This is a genomic window from Tenacibaculum todarodis, assembly GCF_001889045.1.
Classification (GTDB): domain Bacteria; phylum Bacteroidota; class Bacteroidia; order Flavobacteriales; family Flavobacteriaceae; genus Polaribacter; species Polaribacter todarodis.
The window spans coordinates 660,795-687,367 of sequence record NZ_CP018155.1 but is presented as its reverse complement, the minus strand read 5'-3'; the positions used below and the strand labels follow the sequence as shown (position 1 = coordinate 687,367).

Below are 26,573 nucleotides of genomic sequence, written 5' to 3'. Positions count from 1 at the left end.
TTATATTATTTATGATCGTTTTTACTAAAATACCCTTCATTTGAAACAGAAGCATCACTTACTTTAATACTTGCCGTTTTAAACCAAACCTCAGCATAATTTCCGTCTGCATATTGTTTTTGAACGTCTCCTCCATGTGTTTCTGCACCTGAACACCAATTTCTATTTACTTCTGGAGATTTTCCGTTAGTTTGATTGTAAGCACCTAATTTAAAGAAACAACCTTCACCAGTGTAAGCCTCTTTACGTTCTACACCATCTTGACCAATTGGTACAAACAATTTTTGTGTTTGTTCAGGAATATCTGCTTTTGTAGTATATTCTGATGCTATTAAGTTTTTAGTAAATGTTTTAGTTTCATGACCTTTACTTGTAAATTTCAAGTTCATAATTCCATCTTTTACTTCAATTTCATAAGTAAACTCTTCTCCTAAAGCAATACCATCTTTAGGCTCCTCTGGATATGTATCTTCAGTTTCACCAACTACAGAAAAATCATCTCCCCAAACTGCTGTTGAAAAATCCCATCTTCCAGAATTGTCTTCACCTTTTGTATTTATTTCATAATGCCAAAAAACAGATCCTTTTGTATGCCCTGGGAATTTCTTGTAAAATATCTTTAACGGCTCATTTTCATGTTTATCTGCACTATGAATTTGTCCAACAACAACAGCATGCGAAGCTGCAACTCTAGCATCTCCTGTTGCAGATACATTCATTACTTTAAGCGTAGCTGATAATTTATCATTAGCCGTTTTTGGGTACCATTTTTTAATCTGCCCCAATTCTGTTCTTGTATTGTTTGAAGTTCCATGTGTACTTCCTGCATTTGGTGCTTTAAAAACTACCCAATTTCCTTCAGCATCATTTTCAGTGTAAAAGAATTCTTTATTTTCAAAATTATTTGCAATTCCTGCATTTTCACCATTTCCTAAAACTAATTTCCAATGATCAAAAAATGGAATAACTTCACTTGCATAAACAGTTTTTTGTGCTGTTTTATCATCTACTTTTTTTGCTTCTTTTTTACAACTATTTAATGATAGTATTAAACCTACTATTAAGAATGTTGATATCGATTTAATGATTTTTTTTTTCATGTTTTACGTATTTGATTTTCTATTTTATTTAATCTTAATTTTCTATGTGTTGTGTTAATTTAAAAAAGTGCTTTTTCATCATATCTACTGCTAATTGAGGTTCTTGTAGCACTATAGCATCATAAATATCTTCGTGTTTTTTTATTTCAGAAATTACCACATCTCCTTCACAAACTGTTTCTCTTTCATAAGTTGAAAGAATTGGTGGTGTTAACAACAGCATTAAAGTAATCATTGTGCTATTTTTACTAGCTTTTGCTATTGCTAAATGGAATAATAAATCTTCTTCTAAATAATCTTCTCCATTAAGTATTTTAGCTTTAAAAGCATATAACGCATCTTTTATTCTTTCTAAATCTTCTTCTGTTCTTCTTTGAGCAGCTAACCAAACTGTTTTTAATTCTAAAGATATTCTTGTTTCAACAAGTTCATTAAAAGAAGGTGAATCTAGTGAAATTATTTCTTCAACGATACCATTAAAACCAGTTAATCCAATTGCTAAAACAGTACCACTCTGAGACATAGATTTTAATACTCCATAAAACTCTAACTTACGTATTGCTTCTCTAATATGATTTCTCTTTACATCAAATTTCTCAGACATAATTCTCTCAGAAGGTAGTTTATCTCCACGCTCTAACTTTCTAGAGTTTATTAAATCTCTAATTTTACAGATAACATCGTTCTGTATTGCTTTCTTGCTATTATTTTCTATTAAACTTATTTTCATTTATAAAAAGACTATAAATATTTATCTATTAAACCTATTACAGCTGTATATGATATAATGCATGAAAACAAAAAAGCTGAACACAGACCAATATTTACAAAAAGACTTGTTTTATATCCTTTCATTATTTTTTTATTATTCACTAAAAGAATAATCCCCATAACAACTATTGGCAATACAAATACATTAAATACCTGCGATAAAATTTGAACTACAATAGGTTTTCCTCCAAAAAAAGCGGGTCCAATTAAAGCAACTAAACAAGCTATTGCTGTTATTACTCTAAATTGTTTAGAATTTGTATCTAAAGTACCCGATTGGTAATCTGCAACCAAAAGAGGTGCAATTAATAAACATGGAAAAATAGAAGACAAACCAGCACTAAGTGTTCCAAAAAAGAAGATTGCTACTGCAAAACTCCCAGCAATTGGTTCTAGTGGTTTTGCCATATCTAAAACTTTTACTACTGGAGTTCCTTGATGAAATAAAGCTCCACTTGCAACTGCCATAATTGCTCCACTAATAACAAACACTAATATTGCTGCTGTAATAGCATCTTTACGCTGTCTTTTTAAATCTTTAATACCCCATTCTTTACCTTTTACAAATAAAGGTCTAGACAAAAATGTAGCTGCTGCCATTGTAGTTCCTACAAATGCTGCTACCATCATTTTTCCTCCTGGAACATCTGGAATACTAGGTATTAATCCTTGTACAACTTCCATTGGTAATGGTTGCACAAAAAATAAGGATACAATAAAAGACAACCCCATAAAAGTAACAAAAACAACTAGTATTTTTTCAAAGAAACTATATTTACCAACTAACATTACAGAGTAAAAAACAGCTATAATAATAATTGCGATAGCTAAAACGGTTATATACTCATAACTTCGAAGTCCTTCAAAATTAATAGCAAATATTTCATAAAGCATATTGGACGAAATTGTTAAAATTCCCATAAGCGAACCCCATTGTCCAACAGAAACTCCCACAATTACTAAAAGGGCTAGTAATTTACCTCCTTTTATATGTTTTTTAAAACTATAAAGCGCAGTTTCCCCAGTAATTAAAGCATAATTACCATACGCAAACATTAAAACTCCAGAAAACAGACAGCTTAAAAGTAAAACCCATAACAACTGCATACCATAAGTACTTCCGGCTACAAGCATGGAAGTTACACTTCCTGTACCTATAGTATAACCAATTGCAAAAATCCCTGGACCAAAGCCTAAAATAATTGTAATTAATTTCTTTAAAAATGACTTTTTAACTTCTGATGTTGCCATGTTATTCTTGTTTTAGTTTAGTTTTTTGTCCAATCTGTGTGATAAAATTTATTTGTTTTATCGTTTTTTAGTTGATATGTATGCGCTCCAAAATAATCTCTTTGCGCTTGTATTAAATTTGCTGATGAATTTTCTATTACAAAACTATTTAGGAAGCTAATAGATTCATTTAAATTTGGTGTAGCTAACTCATTTAAAATACACTCCGAAACTACTTTCTTTATACTCGGTTTTAGGGTTTTTAACTGTTCAATTACTTTCTTATCAGTTAAAATATTATCTGTTGATTTAAAAGTTGTAACCAACTCCACCATTAGATCCGATCTAATTATACATCCGTTAGTCCAAATTCTAGCTAATTCGCTTAAATTTAAGTTCCAACTATAACTTTTTGATGCTTCATCAATTAATTTGAAACCTTGATAATGATTTATTAATCTTGCAAATTGATACGCCTTTAAAACATCTTCAACAGTAAGATTAATATCCAAAGTATTGTTTACCTCTAAATTTTTACTTGCAGCTATTCTTTCCTCTTTATAAAAAGACGTATAACGGGCAAATAACGCTGAAGTTATCATTGTGCTTGGTACACCAAGTTGAGCAGTTGTAATAGTTGTCCAGTTTCCTGTACCTTTATTACCAGCTTTGTCCATTATTTTATCTACTAACCACCCTTCTCCTTCTTTCTTCCTTAAAATATCTATTGTTATTTCTAACAAATAACTATTGGTACTTTCTTTCCAACCTTCTAATATGTTTGCAATTTCATCAGGATTATTACCTAACGCTTTTAAAATAGTGTAAACTTCTGCTAATAACTGCATTTCAACATACTCAATTCCATTGTGAACCATTTTTACAAAATGACCACTTCCTTCTGTACCAATATGTGTACAACAAGGTAAATTATTTGCATCTTTTGCTGCAATAGCTTCTAAATAAGGTTTTACTTCTTTATAAGTTGCTTTGTTTCCTCCGGGCATAATAGACGGACCTTTTAATGCTCCTTCTTCTCCTCCAGAAACACCTGTTCCAACAAAGTTTATACCTTTAGATTTTAAATAATCAAAACGTTCTTTTGTTTTATGATAGTTAGAGTTTCCTCCATCAATTAAAACATCTCCAGCTTCTAAAAATGGCAATAAATCTTCAATAACGTAATCTACAATTTTACCTGCATTTACCATTAACATTATTTTTCTTGGCTTTTGAAGCGAACCAACAAAAGATTCTATATTATCAAATGGAAGTGCTGTTGATAATTCTTCAAAATCATTTTTAAAGTTTTTAGCAACATCTACCTCTACATCTTTAACATGTCTGTTAAACAACGCTATTTTAAATCCATTATTTGCTAAGTTTCTACTAAGGCTTTTACCCATTACTCCTAAACCAAATAACCCGAACTCTGCCTTATTATCCATCTCTTTACTAATTAATTTTACTATTTTATGAGGTGTTAAACTTATATCTATTTTTATTGCGTTTTGGGGAATTTCTAAAGCATCAAATTGTGATTTTAATAATTCAGAATTCATAAAATGCCCTTTTCTTGCATTAATTCTTTCTTTAATTTGATTGAATGAACCGTCAAGAAAAACAAACCTTGTACTGTCTTTAATACTGTTGTATAATATATCTCTATAAATTTTCTTTAATGCAGAACATGCTATTATAGCACCATTTTTAGATTGTTGCTCAATTGCTAATTTGTTTAATTGTTGTAACCAACCTAATCTATCATTATCATTTAATGCTAAACCCTTAGACATTTTTAAAATGTTTTCTTCTGGATGAAAGTCATCTCCATCAAAAAATGGAATACTTAACTCTTCTGATAATAGGTTTCCAATAGTGCTTTTACCAACACCTGAAACTCCCATAATAAAAATAATATTTGTTTTTTCTGTATTCATTTTTTTTGGGCACCCAATTTGGTTCACCAAATATATGTTTTTTTTATTTAATACTGAAAAAGGGAAAAATGACTAGGTTTTAATTTAAAAGACTAAAAATTGTAGTATTCATTTAGTTTGTTTCTAAACCTATTTTTAGGTAATGTTAGTTAGCTTTTAATAGTAACATTTTATACTGTTAATACTCCTTTACTTTAACCAACCCAATTAAAAAAAACTACCTTTCAATAGTTCTAAATGTTAAGTTTATTCTTGGTTTATTTACTTTGTTTGTTGGCGGCAAACGGTGTAACCAATGTGTTTGCGTGTTATCTTTCATAACCAACAAAGAACCATGTTCTAATACTTTGTAAATTGTTTGTTTGGTTGCTTTATGTTTAAATCCAAATTTACGTTCTGCTCCAAAACTTACTGATGCAATTGCACCATTTTCTTTTAAATCTTTTTCTCCGTCGCTATGCCAAGCCATGCCTTCAGATCCATCGTGATATAAGTTTAACAAGCAAGAGTTGTATGTTTCCTGGGTTTGTTCCTCAACTATTTTTTTGAGCTCTAAGAGTTCTTTTGTAAATGTTAACGCAGTTTTTTTAATTTTAGAATAATGGTATTCAAATGGTTTTTCTGCGTACCAAGCAACTTTTCGTTTTGTGGTTATTAGTTTTCCAAAAATAATGGCTTGGTCGTTTTTAAAATCTATTGTGTTTAATAACGTATTGTAATATTGTGTTGCTTTTGCTATTGATAAAATGGTTCCGTAGTAAATTACTGTTCCGTCTTTTGGTAGTAAATTTTGTGGTTGATTGGTTTGGTTGAATAAATCCATATTATGTATTAGACACGGATTTCACTGATTTTCACTGATTTTTCAATTAGTCTGAATAATCCTGTTACGTTTATAAATACGCCCGCGTTAGGGATTGAAGTGGCATCCTTTTTTGTTTTTCACAAAAAAGATATAACGTAAAGCCCGCTCGAACGCCCAAATAATACTAATTTTCTTCTTTTACTAAGCGTAATAATGGAATTGGCAAATCTACATTTTCACTAATAAACCTTTTGTGTACGGCTTCTTTGAGCTCGCATTTCATTTTAAATTCTTGAAACGGATCGTTTAACCAAACGTAAGCTCTTAGGTGAATATGATTTTCAAATGTATCTATAAAACGAACTTCTACTGGTTGTATACTTCGCTCTAAAACTTGTTCTGCAGTTCGGTTATCTATTACACTTTCCAACTTTATGGCTTCTTCTTGAATAATTTTTTTGGCTAAATCTACGTTTGCTTTAAGGCCAATTTTAAAATTATTAAAACTTAATATGTAAGAATCATCTATGGTGTGATTTAAAATAGAATCTGTACTAATTACCGAGTTTGGGATAATAAGTCTTTTATTTTCGAAGTTATTTATTACAGTATGTCTAAGTGTTATGTCTTCTACAATACCAATTCTTGCATCGTCTAACTTTATATAATCTCCAACTCTAAAGGGTTTAAAGATTACAATAAATGCACCTGCAATTAAATTAGAAAGTGCTGCTTGGGCTGCAAAACCAATAATGGCTGCTAAAATACCTGCTCCAGAAAATATAATGGCTGCTTTACTTCTAAAAACGGGTACTGTAAATATTAAATAGAAAATTGCAAAAAGGCCTAGAAAAAATTTTACTGAGTTTTTAAAAAACTGTAAACTAGTTTTACCAAACTTATCTTTTTGTTTCTTTTTTAATACTTGAACAGCTACAGATCTTATTATTCTTGAAAAAATCCAGGCAATAAAAAAAACAACAATACAATAAAGAGTGATACTCAAAATATTGTCTAGCATTAAAAATTCTTGCCAAATTTCACTCATAAACTTAATCTTTTATGTAAAGGAAAATGTTCCTTTATATATTCAAATATATGGCTTTAATTTAAAATAAAAAGTAATATTTTCTTTAGATATATGGCATAAAAAAGCCTTCAATATTTCTAATGAAGGCTTTAGTAAAAAATTGGGGGAAAATATGTTAAATCATTTATTATGCAGCAAAAGTAATAATAAAGTAAATTTAGCCTCTAATAATAATGGGTAGTTTATGGGTAGTTTACGGGCAGTAAACCCTAATTAAATGTTGTTTTAATTGTTTCCTCTATAGTTTTTACCTCTTTTCTGCTTTTTATATTTAATTTTTCATAAATATTTTTCACATGAAATTTTACTGTGTTAATAGAAATATTTACTTCACTTGCAATTTGCTTATTAGACTTTCCAACCGCAATTAAACTAAAAACTTCTCTCTCTCTTAAACTAAGATTTTCGATGTTTAAATTTAGGGATTTTTTGCTCTTCTGCTCAGTTAAAGTTTTAACTTCTTTTGAAAAAATTAATATTTCATTTTTCATATAAAAATTATCTTTTCTTAAACTTTTTTCTCTAAATAAAACTGCAAATGATAAAATTAAAATTTGAATAAAACCTCCTATTTTTAGGTTAATTGAATTACTTTGAAACAAAGAAATTCCTAAATTTCTTAAAACGAAAAAATCTAAACCACTAAATAATATTATAGCATAGCCAAATGCAAATAATTTAGTGTGATGATTACTCTTAAAAAGATATATACTAAGAAACCAACATGTAAACAATAGTATAAAAATTAATACATTTAAAAATATGTACAATTCTATATTTTTTGTGATGATAAAGAGCAATACAAATAAAAAAACTAGTCCAACCAACCCTTTTAAAACCTTTTTAATTCTAGGAAGATAAATATCTAATTGTAAAAAGCTATTGGTAAACTTATAGGTACAAAAAGATAAAAGAATATAATTAATGAGAATTAAGGATTCTACACTCTTCTCTTCTGCATTAAAAAAATAAAATATTCCATCAGAAATTACTAAAGTAAAAACCAAGGAAATTAACAAATATGTGTGATGTAAAAATGCTATGTCTTTAAAAAAGTAATAATAATTAATACTAAAAATAATTACCAAAAAAGCTGCTCCATAATATAGTCCATTTATAAAAATCTGTAGTTTTTCATTATAAATAGAAACTTCTTCTTTTTTTAGTTCTACAGGAAAATAGGCACTGAATTTAGAACTTACTTTTATATAAAAAGGAGCATCTCTTTTAAACTTAAAGGATATATACCTTTGGTTTTTTAAGGCAGGAAACTCTTTTGAGTTTTTATAGGCTATTGCATTACCAGCCCTAATACTCTTAATTCTAAATATATAGCTTTCATTTGAATCGGTTTTCGGAATCTTAAACCAATAAGAAGCATTCGAGTGCTTATCCAAGACAAGTTTAGTTTGATCCTTAAACTCTTTATCTTTTATGTTTTCAATTGATAAATTACTTTCAACATCTTTATAAAAATAAATTTCAGACTGTGCATAGGAAAAAAAGGTAAAGAAAAATGTTATTAAAAGTAGTTTAAATTTCATTAAGCAATTAGAATTATATGATCATTACTCCTTTGTGGTAAAATTAAATGCCTCTGTTGCATGTATTGTTGTCGTATCAAAAACCGGAATTGTAACATCATTTTGTTGCACCAATAACGGTATTTCTGTACATCCTAATATTACACCTTCTGCTCCTTCTTCTGTTAATTTCTGAATAATATCTATGTACTTGTTTTTTGAAAAATCACTTACAATACCTTTAGATAACTCACTATATATTATATCATTGATAAAAACCTTATCTTCATTATTTGGTATTAAAGTATCTACACTAAAGTTACCTAAAACATCTTTATAAAATGTTTTATCCATTGTATATTTTGTACCTAATAAAGCAACTTTTTTCAGGTTCTTTTGTTGAATTTGTTTTCCTGTTGCTTCGGCAATATGAATAACAGGAATTGAAACTACATTTTCAATTGCATCTATACATAAATGCATGGTGTTTGCACAAATTAAAATACAGCTTGCTCCTGCTCTTTCTAAACTTTTACCTGCGGAAGCCATAATTTCATCTAACAAATCCCAACGACCTGCTAATTGATGTTTCTTGATTTCACCAAAATCTACAGAGTGAATTACAACTTTAGCAGAATGATGTTCGCCATATTTTTCGGCAGCCAACTCATTTAACACTTGATAATACAGCATTGTTGATTGTGGTGTAATTCCGCCAATTAATCCTATTGTTTTCATCTTAAAAAAGTGTTATTTGACTATCGTCATCTGTATTTTTCTTTTCTTTTATTGATTTTAGCAATGCACGTTTTGCTTTTTCTTCCTTACTAATCATTTCATTGGTTGATGAGTTTTTTATAGTTGGCTCAACTTTTGGAACTTCTAATAAAACCTCATCCGTGATTTCTTCTTCTTCAACAACCTCAACTTCTTCTACTTTTGGTTCTTCTGGCTCCTCAAAAGGTAAAGAATCTAATAAATTTACTTGCTTAACTTTATCGGTTGTTAATTGATTTCCTTGCGCTTTAATACCTTTTACAGCTATAAAGTCTTCAAAATTAACTTCAATTTTATCTAAAGATCGTTTTGAAAAAATAACCTCTGCAACTGGACGATAATCTGTAGCAATTATTTCTAACTGACTTTTTTCATGTTCTGAAATAAAAACCTCTTCTTTATCGGTTTGCTCAATTTCAAAACGTTTTACGTAGTAACGTTGCTTTTCTCCATCGAAATAAATTGCGGAAATCGGTTTGCTTGGTTTCCATTTTTCTAAGACGATCATATCATCTTCAAAATGCATACCTAAATCTGGTGTAACCGCTTTAATTTTACCTTTTTGGGTAGCAATTAATATTTTATCTTCCGCTCTAAATTCGCCTAACAACTCACCTCTTTCGTCAACGTTTAAACGCTGAACGGTATCATCAAACCAAATTTTACGTGGTTTTAATGTTGAAACTCCTGCCGATTTAAAATCAACACTTTTTATACTATATTTAGTGATTGTATTTCCACGAACCGCTCTACCTTTTACAGCTAAATCTGCAAAATCGATGTCCCATTTTAGTTTTTTAACACTTCCAACTGCTCGTAAATTAATAGTAACTACTTCTGCTTCTCCATTAGGATTTGCAGAAAAATACAACACTTTAGAGCCTTTGCTTCCGTTGGTTAAATCGTATTCTTTATCTCGCGTTACAGATGTTACATTAAAACGTTTCATATAAGACGCGCCTTTGGCTCCATCTTTATACATAAAATTGTAAACGGTACGTTTGTCTTTCTTTTTAAAGACTGCAATGTGAATTATATCTTTACCAACAAAGGTTTTAGAGGCCACTTTTGTAACCATCATTTTACCATCTTTTCTAAAGATAATTACATCATCAATATCTGCACAATCGGTAACATATTCATCTTTTTTAAGTGAAGTTCCCACAAAACCTTCTTCTCTATTTACATACAATTTTGTGTTACGCATAACTACTTTTGTAGCAACAATGTCATCAAAAATTCTGATTTCTGTTTTACGCTCTTTTCCTTTTCCGTAGGTATCTTTTAAGCGTTTAAAGTAATCTATTGCAAATTCTATTAAATTTGCTAAATGATCTTTTACAACTGCAATTTTCTCTTCTAAACTTTCTATGTGTTGCTTTGCTTTGTCAATATCAAACTTTGATATTTTTTTAATTCTAATTTCCGTTAAACGAACAATATCTTCTTCAGTAATTGCGCGTTTTAAATGTTTAATATGTGGTTGCAAACCTTTATCAATGGCTTCAATTACGCCTTCCCAAGTTTCTACTTCTTCTATGTCTCGGTAAATCCTATTTTCAATAAAAATTCTTTCAAGTGAAGCAAAGTGCCATTGTTCCTGTAATTCGTTCAACTGAATTTCTAACTCACGTTTTAACAAATCTACCGTTAAATCTGTTGAATGTTTTAGCATTTCTGAAACACCAACAAAAACAGGTTTGTTATTTTCAATTGTACACGCTAATGGCGAAATTGAAGTTTCGCAATTTGTAAATGCATACAAGGCATCAATAGATTTATCTGGCGATACATTTGGTGGTAAATGCACCAATATCTCTACGTTTGCCGCAGTATTATCTTCAATCTTTTTTACACGAATTTTACCTTTATCATTCGCTTTTAAAATACTATCAATTAAAGAAGTTGTAGTGGTTCCAAACGGAACTTCCGTAATAACCAAGGTTTTTTTATCAAGTTGAGATATTTTTGCTCTAACTCTTACTTTTCCACCACGTTTACCGTCGTTGTAGTTTGTAAAATCTGCAATTCCTCCAGTTAAAAAGTCTGGAACAATTTTAAAACTCCTTCCTTTTAAATATTTAATGGACGCATCAATTAGTTCAATAAAATTATGTGGTAATATTTTGGTTGATAAACCTACGGCAATTCCCTCTGCTCCTTGCGCTAACAATAATGGAAATTTCACAGGTAAATCTATAGGCTCTTTTCTTCTTCCATCGTAAGAAAGTTTCCAATCGGTAGTTTTTGGATTAAAAACAACATCTAAAGCAAATTTAGACAAACGCGCTTCAATATAACGAGAAGCTGCAGCTCTATCTCCAGTTAAGATATTCCCCCAGTTTCCTTGCATGTCAATCAGTAATTCTTTCTGACCAATTTGCACCATTGCATCTGCAATAGAAGCGTCTCCATGCGGATGATATTGCATGGTATGACCAACAATATTCGCTACTTTGTTGTAACGTCCATCGTCCAAATCTTTCATAGAATGCATAATTCTACGTTGTACTGGTTTTAAACCGTCTTCCAAAGAAGGAACGGCTCTTTCTAAAATTACATACGAAGCATAATCTAAAAACCACTCTTTGTACATTCCTGTAACTTTGGTAATGGTTTCGACCGCATCGGTCTGATTATCAAGATTATCTTGATTTGTTAATTCTTCTTCGTGTTCGTGTTCGTGTTCGTTTGTTTCTTCACTCATCTAAAAAACGTTTATTCGTTTAAGAGTTTAATTGTTTATTTGGGCGTTACCTCACAAAAAAAGTGTGGTCGGGCTTTCCGTTATATCTTTTTAGTTTTGTTCTCGATACAATCACGCCCAAAAGCGTGATCACTCGAACTGACAACTAAAAAGGATGCCACTTCAATCCCTAACGCGGGCGTACTTGCCAATTATTGTTACTTCTTATAGTTATTTTATTATTTGTTAGATTGTTTCTTTAAGTTTTTTAATGATAAAAACATACCTAAAGCAACAAATCCCATAGAAACAGCCCCTAAATATGGAGATTTATTTACCTTAAAATCAGCAATTTTATCAATATTTATACTCAATAAATTAACAATCATCATTATTAATGACACTATAAAAACTATTTTAATAACTTTTTCTCTCATAAAATGTTTTAATAATCTTAAGGTGCCAAATTGGCTCCTTAAACTTTATTTTTTAAGTCGTTTTCAGCATTAGAAACTAATCAAAGTCCTTTCCTTCGGAAAGGATTTAGGATAGGATTACTTTTTATACCCAATTTTATTTCTGTCTTTCGTATTTTCTTTCTTATCAATCAATTCATCTAAATAAGAAAACACCAATTCTATATTTTTAGAATTATTGGTTATTTTCTTTTTAATATTTTCTATTTCTAACTGAAGCGACAAATTATCACTCAACAATTGACGCATTTTAGTAAATATTCTAATAATTTTAATATTTACGGCAATCGCTCTGTCACTTTTTAAAACACTTGACAACATTGCAACGCCTTGTTCTGTGAAAACCATTGGAGTATATCTGCTTCCTCCCCAACTTGAGGTCACAATTTGTGATCTCAAGTTTTCAAATTCGTTTTTTGTTAATTCAAACATAAAATCTTCTGGAAATCTATTTAAATTTCTTTTAACAGCTTGTTTTAAAACTCTTGTTTCTACTTGATACAACTCCGCTAAATCTCTATCTAACAATACTTTTTGATTACGAATCAAATAAATTTTGTTATTAATAACTTCATCTGGAATTATTAATTTTTCTTCTTCTTTCATTTTTTTATAATCTTGAGGTGCCAAATTGCGACCTCAAGTTGGTCTTAATTGGAGGTCACAAATTGCATCCTCCAATTTTATATGTTTAAACGGTTGTTTCGTTATTATTTTTATTCAACAGAAAAATACCAAGAAAAGCTGCAGCTGCAGCAATCATGTTTGTGTAGTGTGTTCTGTTTATTTCCCAACTTAAATTATCAAAATCTACATTTAACATATTCATGATAAATATGATTGCAGTAAACATAAGATACAATCTAAACCTTCTTGCTTTATTCAGCATCTTTTTTATTTTTAACTCCTATCTTCATTAATTGAAAAGAAATAATCATCATTATCATAGAGAAAATGCCTATATAAGCTGCTAAATTTTTATGAAAAGATAAATCTTCATAATTAAGTCTGATAAACCAAAATATTAAATTGATAACACATAAAATGGTTAAAATATTAAATAGTGTCTTTACTTTTTTCATACTTCGTCCTCAATAAAATCCATTTCAACCTTTAAATTCTCGATGATAAACTTCTGTCTATCAGGAGTATTTTTCCCCATGTAAAATTGTAGCATCTGCTCAATAGACATTTCTTTGTCTAACATTACAGGATCTAAACGGATGTCATCTCCAATAAAATGCACAAATTCATTTGGAGAAATTTCTCCCAAACCTTTAAATCGAGTTATCTCTGGCTTTCCTCTTAGTTTGTCTATTGCTTCACGTTTTTCGTCTTCAGAATAACAATAAAAAGTTTGTTTCTTATTTCTAACTCTAAATAGCGGAGTTTCTAAAATATATAAATGTCCTTCTTTTATAACTTCAGGAAAAAATTGCAAGAAAAATGTAATTAACAATAATCGAATATGCATTCCGTCTACATCCGCATCCGTTGCAATTACAATATTATTATAACGTAAATCTTCTAAACCGTCTTCAATGTTTAAGGCTGCTTGCAATAAGTTAAACTCTTCATTTTCATACACTATTTTTTTAGATAATCCATACGAGTTTAAAGGCTTTCCTTTTAAACTAAAAACTGCTTGTGTGTTAACATTACGTGATTTTGTAATAGATCCAGAAGCCGAATCTCCCTCTGTAATAAACAAAGTAGTATCTAAATACGCTTCTTTTTTTGTGTCTCCAAAATGAATTCTACAATCACGTAATTTCTTGTTATGTAAACTTGCTTTTTTAGCTCTATCTTTTGCTAATTTTCTAATTCCCGATAATTCTTTACGCTCCTTTTCTGCTTGTAAAATCTTCTTTTGAAGCTTGTCTGCTGTATCTGTATTTTTATGTAAAAAATTATCGAGTTGCGTTTTTAAGAAATCGTTAATATAACTTCTTACGGTTGGCAAATCGCCTCCCATTTCAGTAGAACCTAATTTTGTTTTTGTCTGACTCTCAAAAACAGGTTCCATAACTTTAATGGCAATGGCAGAAATTATCGATTTTCTAACATCAGAAGCCTCAAAATTTTTACCGTAAAAATCTCTAATTGTTTTTACAATAGCTTCTCTAAATGCCGCTTGGTGTGTTCCTCCTTGCGTGGTATGTTGTCCATTTACAAAAGAATGATATTCCTCTGAATATTGCGTTTTACTATGTGTTATGGCAACTTCAATATCATCTCCTTTTAAGTGAATTATTGGATACAACATATCTTCTTGATTGTTGTTATCTTCCAATAAATCTTTTAATCCGTTTTCAGAAAAATATTTTTCACCGTTAAAAACTATGGTTAAACCTGGGTTTAAGTACACATAGTTTTTCAACATTTTAGCAACATATTCATTTCTGAATTTAAACTTCTTAAAGATTGTTTCATCCGGAATAAAAGAGACCTTTGTTCCTTTTCTACGTGATGTTTCTTCTAAAAACTCTTGATTTCCTAAAACACCTTTGGAAAATTCTGCCGAAGCCGATTTACCATCACGAGTAGATTCTACTCTAAAAAATTCTGATAATGCATTTACTGCCTTTGTACCAACTCCATTTAAACCAACCGATTTTTTAAACGCTCTGGAATCGTATTTTCCACCAGTATTCATTTTAGAAACCACATCTACAACTTTACCCAACGGAATACCACGACCGTAATCCCTTACAATAACCTTGCTTCCATGTATAGAAATTTCAATGGTTTTACCAGCGCCCATAACATACTCATCAATAGAGTTATCCAGCACTTCTTTTACTAAAATATAAATACCATCGTCTGGCGAAGAACCGTCACCCAACTTACCAATATACATTCCTGGTCGCATTCTAATGTGCTCTTTCCAGTCGAGCGATCGTATATTATCTTCGGTATATTTTGTTTCTTGAGCCATAAATCTTTAAATGGTTGGAGTCTTGCTAAAATAGCATTTACACCGCAAAAACAAAACAGCAAAATAGATTAGTTATTAACAGATTTTTGAATCTTTTTTTGGGCGTTTTAACGGGCTTTCGCTACTCGCTTTTTTTAGTTTTGTATTTCGACTTCGCTCAACAACCAAAACTAAAAAAGAGCTCAAACAGACCGCTCTATCCCTAACGCTCGTACTTATTAATGCAGTGTTAATTCCAACGTTTTTCACTATTTATTTTTTAAGTAAATAGTTATATAAATAAAAAAGCTTTGGCATTTTACCAAAGCTTTTTATTTTAAAATATTACTACCCCTTAATTAGCAATATTTTGAATGTTGTAATAAATCCCCTTAAAATTTAATTACACTACAAATATAGTTTAGCTATTTAGTTTTTTGTACAGGAAAAATCCTGTTTTAAAAGAAGAAAAATATGGTTTTAACTAATAAAAAAAGACCTTTTAGGTTTTTAAAATCTGAAAGCTCTGAAGTTTTAACTGACTTACATAAATATGCCTGCGTGAAAGATTGAGCGTTTCGACTGCGCTCAACGCAGGCTAATTGTTTGAGCTCTTTTGAAGCATGAAAAAAGCGAGTAGCGAAAGCTTGACGAAAATAAAAAAGAGAAGCCGTTTTAGCTTCTCTTCTTTTATTTTGGGCACGCCCTAAAAATTATTTTATCGTCTACTATAATTTGGTGCTTCTTTAGTAATTGCAACATCATGCGGATGACTTTCGTTAATTCCGCTTGCTGTAATTCTAACAAATTTACCTGTATTTTTTAGTGTTTCAATATCTTTTGATCCACAGTAACCCATTCCGGCACGTAAACCTCCAATAAATTGATGAATACTTTCGTATAACTCGCCTTTATAGGGAACACGACCAACAATACCTTCTGGCACTAATTTCTTAATATCGTCTTCTACATCTTGGAAATAACGGTCTTTAGAACCTTGTTTCATAGCTTCAACAGAACCCATTCCACGATACGATTTAAACTTACGTCCTTCGTAAATAATAGTTTCTCCTGGGCTTTCTTTTGTTCCTGCTAATAATGAACCTAACATAACACAATCTGCTCCTGCTGCAATTGCCTTCGGAATATCACCTGTATATCGAATTCCACCATCTGCAATTACAGGAACTCCAGAGCCTTTTATAGCTGCTGCAACTTCTAAAACTGCCGAAAACTGAGGAAAACCAACTCCTGCTACAACTCTTGTTGTACAAATAGAACCTGGACCAATACCAACTTTTACGGCATCTGCTCCAGCCTCAACTAAATATTTAGCTGCTTCTGCTGTAGCAATATTACCAACAACAACATCTAATTTAGGAAACTTTTCTTTTACTGCTTTTAATACATTTACCACACCTTTTGTATGTCCGTGAGCTGTATCTATAATTACGGCATCTACTCCTGCATTTACTAAAGCCTCAGCTCTATCAACAGCATCTCCAGTTACACCTAAAGCAGCTGCAACACGTAATCTACCAAAAGTATCTTTGTTTGCAATTGGCTTTTGCGTAACCTTTGTGATATCTCTAAAAGTAATTAATCCTTTTAATTTGTAATCTCCATCAACAATTAATAATTTTTCAATTTTGTTCTTCTGAAGAATCTTTTCTGCATCTTTTAATGAAGTTCCAACAGCTGCAGTAATTAAGTTTTCACTTGTCATTACTTCTACAATTGGTCTTTGATTGTCATGCTCAAAACGTAAATCTCTATTAGTTACAATTCCTTTTAAAACTCCGTTTTCATCAACAACAGGAATTCCTCCAATGCTATGTTCTTTCATTAACTGCTTTGCATCATAAACAATAGCATCTAATGGTAAAGTAACTGGATCTATAATCATACCAGATTCGGCACGTTTTACACGTCTAACTTCTTGTGCTTGTTGCTCAATAGTCATGTTTTTATGTAAAACTCCAATACCTCCTTCTCTAGCAATAGCAATAGCTAAAGCAGATTCTGTAACCGTATCCATTGCTGCAGAAGCAATTGGTACGTTAATGGTAATATTTCTAGTAAATTTTGTTTGAATTGAAACTTCTCTTGGAAGTACTTCTGAAAAAGCTGGAACTAATAAAACATCATCGTATGTTAAACCTTCTCCTAAAATTTTGTTGTCGTGTGCTGTCATGGTGCAATTAAAGTATAATTGCGAGCAAATTTACAATTAATAAATGAATAATTTAAGAATTAGTCTTTACAATAAGCACGCAATCTATCCAAAGCATACTTATATCTATCTTTTGCTAATTCAATTTTACCTTGAAACCTAATTTCTTTAGGGACAAAAAGACTAAATAAAAATTTGCCTTTTGCCACCCTTTCTATTCTTTTTATTTTCTTAGAACTCATTGTTTTATACAAAGATGCTATCCAAGTAAATTGTTCTTTGTGAAGTATCTTTTTATCCCAATTAAGTGCAGCATCGTTTTTTAAGGTTTCATCTGATTTATACAGAGCCAATAAATCTAAAAAAACATTATTAAAAACAATAATACTTCCGTCTTCTCCATACTCTTTAACGCTTTTTCTAACAAAAATATTTACGGGAAAAGAGTTCATTGTCTTTATCTTCTGAGAAATAAACAAAGCCATTCTTGGCCAAACAACTTGATGTCCTTTTTTTTCTATTTCTGATATATACCAAACATAAAAATCTCTCCTTTGTTTAATGGTTAAATACTCTTTAGATAAGTTATTTTTTAAATTGTAGACATTGGCTTTCTGCCAAACTAAAGTATTCTTTTTTCTATCTGATTTTAACCAATCTGAAGGAGAAAGTGTTTCTTTTTGAGTCGATTTTTCATACGCTTTTAAAGATTTGTATTCTTTAGCTGAAATTGGGATTGACACAATAAAAAAGGCAAGAAATAATATCGTTTTCATAGTTAAACGAAATTACAAAAACTTATATCAGTAAAAAGATAACTTATGCTTTTTTACTTCTAAATAATTGCAGTAAAATAATTAAAACTGAAGCGGTATAAGTTAATGTCATTAACATTCCAGAAAACATAATTACATATTTCATCCAATGGATTTCTTTCCACAGAAAATAGATTCCTCCAAAAGTAAAAACCAATGAAAAGAAAGGTTCAATCATTAAAAATAATTTTAATTTCTGATTGACACTTGTTGTTGCTAAAAGCAAGGAAACCATAAAGAAAATAACCGAAAGTGATAAAATATGACTATGAACGGTTGTTAAAATTTCCCCTTCAGATTTTTTGAACTTCATTTTGGTTGCTTCTTCATCTGCTTCGTTACCTAAATAACGTTCTTCTATTCCGGTTGGATTTGCATCTGTTGTTGTTCTAACAAATGATATTCCGCCATAGAAACCGATACTTAATGTAACTAAAAAGGCTACAATTAAATATCTTATTTCTTTAGGAAATTGATGAATTAAACCCTGAAATTGCATTAAAAAACCTTATTTTGATGTAAAATAGCCAAATTTTGTAAAAACTTGTTTACTGCTATTGTCATTGAAGATGCAGAAATTGTAGCACCAGAAATTGCTATAATATCTTGCTCATAGGTTAGGGTATCTTTAAACGTTTTTCCTATAAATTGTTTTAACCAACGTTTGCTTCCTATTTCTCCACCGTAATCTTCTCGGTAAATTAATATTTTGGTTTTTGCTACTATTAGGTCCTTATTAAGTAATATTAAATAATCAAATTCATCTGTTTTACTTGGTGCTTTGTCTACATAAGCATACCCTAATAACGCACTATTATTAGTGATTTTAAATAAGTTTTCTTTTGATATTACTTGGGTGAGCTGCTTATTCACAGCATCTGAAACTGGAATACTTTCTAAAGAAAAGTTTTCTACAGAGAAAGTTTTTTTAATTTCTTTTGCTACTTTTTTTTGTAGTCTATTCGATATATTAAACGACAAAAATGTAAATGAAATTAAAACAAGAAATAAGGATAAAAAACGTTTCATATTCATGCAGCAAAAGTAATTAGAATTAATCTAAATAAAAAGAAAAGAATATTGTTTTTGTACGGTTAGTTAGTAAAAATGCCCGCGTTAGTGATTGAAGCAATTGTTTGAGCTCTTTTTTGAGGCACGAAAAAAAAGCGAGTGCGGAAAGCACGACCTTGGTCCTGAATGCCTTCAGGATAAAGTAACGCCATAATAAAAGCCAACACAAATTTTACTTTGTATTGGCTTTTTTAGACAACAAAAATTAATTACAATTTTGTCTATAATTTAGTTTAGAACCAAACTCCTATTCCTAAATTTAATTGTTTTGTATCTTGGTTTAAAGCATTGTCTTTAAATTGATAATCTGCTTTTACAACTGCTCCTGGAGCAATTTTGTAGCTTAAACCAACAGTCCATTCTTGACGATCATACGTTAAGTTTTCGGCTAAAGCGCCATCTACATCGGCATGTGTGTTATAATCCTCGTAACGTACAAATCCAAAAAGTTGTTGTTTTTTACGTTGTGGTAATAAATTATAAGCTGCCTCTAAATAGTAACCTTGTAATGCGCTTCCTAAATCTTTACCTGTTGCTAAATTGTAAGCTTCCGTATCTGATAAATCTGCATAAATAAATTGACCACGAGCTGCAAAACGTTGGTATGCATAACGTGCATCGAAACCAACCATTGAAAGACCAACATCTGCTCCATCTACATTTTCTACATCTACTGGAGATTGTGTTCTACCAAAATAACCTGATAAACCTAAACGTAATCCAGGTAAACCATAATAATCTAATTTTGCTGAGAAGTTTGGATTGTTAAAGTTAGATTTTGCTCCTTTTTGTCTTCCACCACGTAAACCGCTACTTCCGCCTAATTTACCTCCAGTAATGTTTCCATTACCATCTGAAGTTGTTGTTTGAAATCCGTTGAAAATATAAGCTTGGTAACGTAAAGACGCTTCGTCATATCTACCAGAAACACCTACTCCAATTTCTCTCCAAGTTGTTGGAATTATGGCTCCATCCATACTTGGTCGCTCAACTCCGTTAAAAGTTGTTGGTTCGTGGTATTCATTTACAATTCCCATTGGCACTAACATTAAACCTCCACGAAGGTTAACATTTTCGGCAACTGTATATTGTAAAAATGCTTGTTCTACAAACACTTCTTTTACATGTTCAAATTCTACTTCTGTTACAAACTGAACTTTATCTGAAAACTTATATCCAAATAATAAAACTAAACGTTGTACGTCTAATTCGGCATTTTTTCCTGTTGCTCTATTGTAAGTAATTTCTCCATAACCACCAACAGTTAAGCCTTTTTGAGCTAAATTAGAAGATAAAATACGTTGTGCCGCATTTTTTTGGTTTTGTGGATTTGTTGGTATACTGTCTTGTGGAGCACTTTGTGCCATTGATACAAGTGTAAAACTTGTTAAGAATAAGAATAATACTTTTTTCATCTTAATTAGATTAAATATAAATAGTGATTAAATTTTCGACTGCAAATATAGTCAGCAATTTTAATTTAACAAGTATTATTTAGATTTATTTTAAATAAAAATAAGGAAAAGAATTAATGGGGATTTTAAAGCTTAAAAAGTTTTTAAATAAGCAATGATGGCTTTTCTAATATCATAAGGTAAATCTGTATTAGCTGGTTGAGAAACTGTTAACACACCTGGGTTTTTATCAGATAAAAAAGGAATATCGAAGCCTTTTAATAAATAATCAGAGAAAGCAACTTTATAAATTTGCTCATTATTTATTGGTAGGTTTTGTACAAACCACTCCTCACCTACTTTAGTAACATTATGTCTATGTAAATAAGCGCCAGTTCCAGCAGCTTGCTTACCAAAATCTAAAACCTGCTTTAATAAACTACCTTTAATATCTACTTTTAAAACTGCGCCTCCGTAAGGTAAAACTCTAAAAATATCTACGGAATTTATATCACCTTCTAAAACATCATCTATTCTAATAGAGCCTCCATTTACCAATGCACAATCTACTTCGTTATTATAAGCATAACTCATAGATTTAGTTATAATTTCTCCTAAATTAGTTTGTAAACTTCTTGTTGGAGTATCTCTACCATCTAAAGGAATGTTTGCTGTGTAAATTACTGAATCTGGATTGGTAATAATTTCTTTAATCTTCGTTTTTAAAATTGTTTGCCATTTATCTACAACTGCTCCAACTTCTTCGTCTCTAAGAATTCTATCATTAATTTCTTTTAATTCAGATTTTACAGTAGTTTCTTTTGTTATTGTATTATAGCTTATTCTATGAATATAGGCAGTTTTTGCGTTTGCATCTGCTTTAGAAATTTGAACATTCCCAACAAAATCATTACTATTAGTATGTTCATGTCCGCCCATAATTAAAGGAACATTAGGTAATAATTGTGCTATTTGTTTGTCTTGCGCAAGTGTAACATGTGTTAAACCAATAACAATATCTACTTGGTCTTTTAAATCTAAATAAGAACGTTCTGCTTCTATTAAAATATCTCCATAAGACACATAATCTTTTGGGTTAGAAGGAACACAGACACTTAAAAAACCTATTTTAATTTTTGTTCCATCTGCATCTGTAAGCTCTTGAATAAAAGTATCGTTAACAGGATATTTTTTACCATTTACTACTTTTTCAAAATAGAAGTTTCTTCCTCCTTTATTGTGCATAACATTACCTGAAAGCCATTCGAAATTACTTTCATTTAAGCGTTTTTGTAAATCGTTATAACTTAAATCAAACTCATGATTACCAAATGCAACCAAATCGAAATTCATGTAATTCATTACATCAATCATTTGCTTTCCGCGTAAACGTTCTCCATCTTCTTTTATGGTTCCTAATAAAGACGGATTTAAAAAATCGCCAGCCATTACCATCATTGTATTTGGATTTTCTTCTAACAGCGCATTATGTACTGCTTGAACTCTTGCCATTCCGCCAAACTTACCTCCTTGAATTGGTGCTATTTCGTAGACATCATTTAACTGTAAAAAGTTAAATTCTATGGTATTAGGGTTATTTGTAACGGTTTGTTCTACAACAACTTTCTGCGGAAGTATTACAACTGGTTTCGTTTCTTTTACTTCTGTTGATGTGGTATTTGAAGAAGATCCGCAAGACAATAACAATAGTATTGTTGCGCAATATATAATTGATTGTATTTTTTTCATTTTCATTTTTAATTTATGAGAAACTGAAACAACCTTTCGGCTGCGCTCAAGGTGACATTATCAACTTAAAACACCTCTAAAGCCTTATTATAAGCACTTTCAAAACTCATTGGTTTTATACCAGTTTCAGCTTTTTCAGTTGTAAAGTAACTTAATAATTTTTCGGTTGGCATGTTTCCTGTTAAATCGTCTTTTGCCATTGGGCAACCTCCATAACCTTTAATTGCACCATCAAAACGTAAACAACCTGCTTTGTAAGCAGCATCTACTTTTTCGTGCCATTTATCTGGTGTTGTATGTAAATGTGCTCCAAACTCAATTTCAGGGTATTGTGTAATTAAGTTTGAAAACAAATAATCGATTACGTCTGGTGTAGAACTTCCCACAGTATCTGAAAGTGATAAAATTTTAACACCCATTTTAGACAATTTCTCCGTCCATTCACCTACTATTTCTACATTCCAAGGATCTCCATACGGATTTCCAAATCCCATAGATAAATACGCAACTACCTCTTTATTGGTTCTATTTGCTATGCTTAAAATTTCTTGTAAAGTCTCAATAGATTGCGCAATTGTTTTGTGTGTATTACGCATTTGAAAGTTTTCTGAAATTGAAAACGGATAGCCTAAGTAATCTATTTCTTCAAATTGAGACGCATCGTTTGCGCCACGAACATTAGCAACAATGGCTAATAATTTACTAGTTGTTGAAGATAAATCTAATTTTGATAACACTTCAGCAGTGTCTCGCATTTGCGGAATTGCTTTTGGCGATACAAAACTCCCAAAATCAATTGTATCAAAACCAACTTTTAGTAAAGAATTGATATACAGCGCTTTCTTTTCTGTAGAAATGAAATGGCTTTTAATGCCTTGCATTGCATCTCTTGGACATTCTATAATTTTGACCTTGTTGTTCATGAATTTCAAAGATAAACAAAGTATGGTTTGTGCAAAATTTTTTTATTGGGATTATTTTACTTCTACTTTAGGTTGCATTATTGTTAAAATTTATTAAGAAATAACTTCTAGAATTAAAAACTAGATTGATTTAATTGTGGTAAATTATCTTTGATGTAAACAAAGTCTCCTTTAAAGTCATTATTACCTAATGACAGTTTCTTTAATTTTTTCAAGTTAATTAAATCAGATGGTAAATACCCTACAAATAGATTATTTCCCAATGATAATTCTTCAATGTTTTCCAAATTACTTATTGCTGAAGGTAACACACCATTTAACTTATTGTCAAACACGTTTAAGATTTTTAATCTTTTTAACTTAAAAATATCTTTAGGTAATTCTCCTGATAAAGAGTTGCTACTAACCTGTAAACACACTAAATTTGATAATTTCGTTATTGAAGGAGGTAGTTTTCCTGTCAAATTATTATTAAATATTTGTATAGAGCTTAATAACTTAAGGTCTCCAATATTTTCTGGTATTTCACCAGTTAACCTATTCATAAACAAACTAAAAGATCTTAAATTAGTTAAATTAGTGATAGTTAAAGGTATCTCTCCTTCTAACTTGTTAAAAGCAATATTTAAATGTGTTAATTCTTTTAAACTTCCTATAGATTTAGGAATATTTCCAGTAATATTATTTCTATCTAAAACTAATTTTTTAAGATAGACTAAGTCTCCAATCTCTTCAGGTAATTGACCTGTAAGGTTGTTATAGTTTAGATCTAATTCAATAACTTTATTATCTTTTACCAAAACACCATACCACTCAGATATTGGTTTATTTAAGTTCCAAGAAGTTGTCCATTCTTGACCTTTAGTGTTTTTATAAATTGTAAGAAGTGCTTCTTTTTCTTTTTTTGATACATTATCATTATTACCAAAAACTATACATGGAAGTGCACACAAGAAAACTAGTGTAATTTTTAAAGGGGACATAAATTTTAATTTGGGGGTTAATTAAAGCACTAAACTATAATTAAATTTCGAGAAAACAAAATTATTGATAAATAATATTATTTGCCAATTAAATATGTAATTGATAGAATTAAACCAAAAATATTAAATAATTTCCAGCAATTACTCATATTAATTAAAACATATACACTTACTTAAACGCTAGTAACTGTGATAAATAACACCTAAAGTTATATTTTGAATTCTACTTTAATAAACAAGTTTTCCAAAAGATTTAAAGTTAATAAAAAAAGATTGAGTAAATTTTAAGGCAATAAAATTAAACAAGCAATAGCTATAAAAACTACAATTTGCATCCATTTTAGATAAATACCTATTTTTTTATTCTGTTTTATAGTTTCAGAAATACTTCCTGCTAATAAAGCTATTGAAGAAAAGATTATAAATGAAGTAATTATAAACAATCCACCGAGAATATAGAACTGTACTACTGTAGAAATTGTTTCAGAAAATAAGAATTGCGGAAAAAATGCTAAAAAGAAAATAGTAACTTTTGGATTAAGAACATTCATCCAAAAGCCTGTTTTAAATAATTGAAAGGTCGTTTTTTGAGAAACATTATCAGTAGAAAAGGTAATACTTGCATCACTTTTATACACTTGATACGCTAAGTATAACAAATATCCAGCTCCAAAAAGTTTAATAATAAGAAATAGATTTTCGTTTTGCTTTAAAATTGCTGAAACACCAAAGGCAACTAATGTTGTATGAATTATACAACCTGTCATTAACCCTAAAACTGTAGCTAAACCATACTTTTTTCCGTTTACAATACTTTGTACCAACACAAAAATGTTGTCTGGTCCAGGCGAAAACGCCAAAGTTGCGGTTGCAAGAATGAATGAAATTAGTGTTTCGGTCATTAGTAATTTGAGTTACTTTTTATAAAAACTGTCATTCCTGCGTAGGCAGGAATCTAAAACTATATTTATATGGATTCCTGCCTTCGCAGGAATGACAATGTAAGAGATTCTGAAATAAATTCAGAATGACATCAATTTAAAATTGACGTAAAATAGCCTTATTTATTTTTTTAATTAAACTTGGCCCTTCGTAAATAAAACCTGTGTAAACTTGAATTAAATCTGCACCTGCATTCAATTTCTCTAAAGCATCTTCAGCAGAATGAATTCCACCAACACCAATTATTGGAAACGATTTGTTAGAATTATCGGCTAAATATTTAATTACTTTTGTACTTCTATCTTTAATTGGCTGTCCGCTTACTCCTCCATTTCCAATTGTTTTTAATCTTTCTTCAGAAGCTTTTAAATTATCTCTATTTACTGATGTGTTTGATGCAATTACACCATCAATTTTAGTTACTGCAACTAATTCTATAATTTCATCTAATTGCTGGTTATTTAAATCTGGAGCTATTTTAAGAAGAATAGGTTTTTGTTTTTCTTGTTTGTTATTTAACATTTGAACTTCAGTAATGAGCTCTTTTAAATAATCTACATCTTCTAATTTTGCATGACTTGATACGTTTGGACAGCTAACATTCAACACAAAATAATCTACATACGGATGCAAACCTTCAAAACATTGTAAATAGTCTGCTGTATAATTTTCTGGTGAAGTAGCTGTGTTTTTACCAATATTTCCTCCAATTATAACTTTTCCTTTGTTCTTCTTTAATTGTTCAATTGCAATTGCTAATCCTTCATTATTAAACCCCATTCTGTTGATGATTCCTTTATCATCTTTCAACCTAAATAAACGTTGTTTTGGATTACCAATTTGTCCTTTTGGCGTTACTGTTCCTATTTCTATAAAACCAAATCCGAAATTTGCTAACTCATTATACAAAACTGCATTTTTATCGAAACCTGCAGCTAAACCTACTGGATTTTTAAATGTAAGTCCAAATAAATTACGTTCTAATTTTTTATCATTTACTTGATATAAGCCTCTAAAAATTGCAGAAACACCTGGAATTTTAGACATAAATTTTACAAGGCTAAATGTAAAATAATGAATCTTTTCTGGATCAAAAAGAAAGAAAATTGGTCTTATTAGTAGTTTGTACATAAACTTTTGTCATTCCTGCGCAGGCAGGAATCTTATTTTAATTTATCATTTATATTTATGAGATTCCTGCTTTCGCA

General features: G+C 30.3%; 23 protein-coding genes. All 23 read right to left on the bottom strand.

Going from position 1 to position 26,573, the window contains the following annotated elements; genetic code table 11:
- Window positions 1–5 precede the first annotated feature (5 nt).
- Window positions 6–1,100, bottom strand: coding sequence for a polysaccharide lyase family 7 protein (locus LPB136_RS03155; RefSeq protein WP_072554745.1), 1,095 nt, complete (start codon window positions 1,098–1,100; stop codon window positions 6–8).
- 34 nt (window positions 1,101–1,134) lie between these two features.
- Window positions 1,135–1,830: a FadR/GntR family transcriptional regulator gene (locus LPB136_RS03150; protein WP_072554744.1), complete on the bottom strand. Its 696-nt coding sequence runs from the start codon at window positions 1,828–1,830 to the stop codon at window positions 1,135–1,137.
- Window positions 1,831–1,841: 11 nt separating this feature from the next.
- Window positions 1,842–3,122 (bottom strand): Nramp family divalent metal transporter, encoded by a 1,281-nt coding sequence (locus LPB136_RS03145; protein WP_072554743.1) that lies wholly within the window; start codon window positions 3,120–3,122, stop codon window positions 1,842–1,844.
- 17 nt (window positions 3,123–3,139) lie between these two features.
- Entirely contained in the window at window positions 3,140–5,041 is a 1,902-nt protein-coding gene (gene gndA / locus LPB136_RS03140) for an NADP-dependent phosphogluconate dehydrogenase (RefSeq protein WP_204218357.1), read from the bottom strand.
- Window positions 5,042–5,258: 217 nt separating this feature from the next.
- Complete coding sequence (locus LPB136_RS03135) at window positions 5,259–5,864, bottom strand: alpha-ketoglutarate-dependent dioxygenase AlkB family protein (RefSeq protein WP_072554742.1); 606 nt, start codon at window positions 5,862–5,864, stop codon at window positions 5,259–5,261.
- Window positions 5,865–6,030: 166 nt separating this feature from the next.
- On the bottom strand, window positions 6,031–6,894 hold the full coding sequence (locus LPB136_RS03130; protein WP_072554741.1) for a mechanosensitive ion channel family protein: 864 nt from the start codon (window positions 6,892–6,894) through the stop codon (window positions 6,031–6,033).
- Window positions 6,895–7,145: 251 nt separating this feature from the next.
- The gene (locus LPB136_RS03125) at window positions 7,146–8,480 is read right to left on the bottom strand and encodes a LuxR C-terminal-related transcriptional regulator (protein WP_072554740.1); all 1,335 of its coding nucleotides are present in this window, start codon (window positions 8,478–8,480) and stop codon (window positions 7,146–7,148) included.
- 24 nt (window positions 8,481–8,504) lie between these two features.
- Window positions 8,505–9,197 carry an aspartate/glutamate racemase family protein gene (locus tag LPB136_RS03120; protein WP_072554739.1) on the bottom strand — a complete coding sequence of 231 codons (693 nt, stop codon included), beginning with the start codon at window positions 9,195–9,197 and terminating at the stop codon, window positions 8,505–8,507.
- A 1-nt stretch (window position 9,198) separates the two neighbouring features.
- Window positions 9,199–11,943, bottom strand: a complete 2,745-nt coding sequence (locus tag LPB136_RS03115; RefSeq protein ID WP_072554738.1) for a DNA gyrase/topoisomerase IV subunit A — start codon at window positions 11,941–11,943, stop codon at window positions 9,199–9,201.
- A gap of 218 nt (window positions 11,944–12,161) precedes the next feature.
- Complete coding sequence (locus LPB136_RS03110; RefSeq protein ID WP_072554737.1) at window positions 12,162–12,359, bottom strand: hypothetical protein; 198 nt, start codon at window positions 12,357–12,359, stop codon at window positions 12,162–12,164.
- A gap of 117 nt (window positions 12,360–12,476) precedes the next feature.
- Window positions 12,477–13,004, bottom strand: coding sequence for an ORF6N domain-containing protein (locus tag LPB136_RS03105; RefSeq protein WP_072556887.1), 528 nt, complete (start codon window positions 13,002–13,004; stop codon window positions 12,477–12,479).
- An 85-nt stretch (window positions 13,005–13,089) separates the two neighbouring features.
- Complete coding sequence (locus LPB136_RS13975) at window positions 13,090–13,287, bottom strand: hypothetical protein (protein ID WP_158009591.1); 198 nt, start codon at window positions 13,285–13,287, stop codon at window positions 13,090–13,092.
- A gap of 189 nt (window positions 13,288–13,476) precedes the next feature.
- Window positions 13,477–15,336 (bottom strand): DNA topoisomerase IV subunit B, encoded by a 1,860-nt coding sequence (locus tag LPB136_RS03095; protein ID WP_072554735.1) that lies wholly within the window; start codon window positions 15,334–15,336, stop codon window positions 13,477–13,479.
- 697 nt (window positions 15,337–16,033) lie between these two features.
- Entirely contained in the window at window positions 16,034–17,509 is a 1,476-nt protein-coding gene (gene guaB, locus LPB136_RS03090; protein WP_072554734.1) for an IMP dehydrogenase, read from the bottom strand.
- 59 nt (window positions 17,510–17,568) lie between these two features.
- On the bottom strand, window positions 17,569–18,264 hold the full coding sequence (locus tag LPB136_RS03085) for an Insecticidal toxin complex protein (RefSeq protein ID WP_072554733.1): 696 nt from the start codon (window positions 18,262–18,264) through the stop codon (window positions 17,569–17,571).
- A 43-nt stretch (window positions 18,265–18,307) separates the two neighbouring features.
- Entirely contained in the window at window positions 18,308–18,802 is a 495-nt protein-coding gene (locus tag LPB136_RS03080; RefSeq protein ID WP_072554732.1) for a hypothetical protein, read from the bottom strand.
- Window positions 18,802–19,332, bottom strand: coding sequence for an FMN-binding protein (locus LPB136_RS03075; RefSeq protein WP_237267412.1), 531 nt, complete (start codon window positions 19,330–19,332; stop codon window positions 18,802–18,804). The genes LPB136_RS03080 and LPB136_RS03075 overlap by 1 nt, the downstream gene beginning before the upstream one ends.
- A gap of 275 nt (window positions 19,333–19,607) precedes the next feature.
- Window positions 19,608–20,789 carry a porin gene (locus tag LPB136_RS03070; protein ID WP_072554730.1) on the bottom strand — a complete coding sequence of 394 codons (1,182 nt, stop codon included), beginning with the start codon at window positions 20,787–20,789 and terminating at the stop codon, window positions 19,608–19,610.
- A gap of 132 nt (window positions 20,790–20,921) precedes the next feature.
- On the bottom strand, window positions 20,922–22,517 hold the full coding sequence (locus tag LPB136_RS03065; RefSeq protein ID WP_083426174.1) for a bifunctional metallophosphatase/5'-nucleotidase: 1,596 nt from the start codon (window positions 22,515–22,517) through the stop codon (window positions 20,922–20,924).
- Window positions 22,518–22,582: 65 nt separating this feature from the next.
- Window positions 22,583–23,440 carry a hydroxymethylglutaryl-CoA lyase gene (locus tag LPB136_RS03060; RefSeq protein WP_072554729.1) on the bottom strand — a complete coding sequence of 286 codons (858 nt, stop codon included), beginning with the start codon at window positions 23,438–23,440 and terminating at the stop codon, window positions 22,583–22,585.
- 113 nt (window positions 23,441–23,553) lie between these two features.
- Complete coding sequence (locus LPB136_RS03055) at window positions 23,554–24,423, bottom strand: hypothetical protein (RefSeq protein ID WP_072554728.1); 870 nt, start codon at window positions 24,421–24,423, stop codon at window positions 23,554–23,556.
- 284 nt (window positions 24,424–24,707) lie between these two features.
- Window positions 24,708–25,325: a LysE family translocator gene (locus LPB136_RS03050; RefSeq protein ID WP_072554727.1), complete on the bottom strand. Its 618-nt coding sequence runs from the start codon at window positions 25,323–25,325 to the stop codon at window positions 24,708–24,710.
- A gap of 136 nt (window positions 25,326–25,461) precedes the next feature.
- Window positions 25,462–26,496, bottom strand: a complete 1,035-nt coding sequence (locus LPB136_RS03045; protein WP_072554726.1) for a quinone-dependent dihydroorotate dehydrogenase — start codon at window positions 26,494–26,496, stop codon at window positions 25,462–25,464.
- Between the last annotated feature and the right edge of the window lie 77 nt (window positions 26,497–26,573).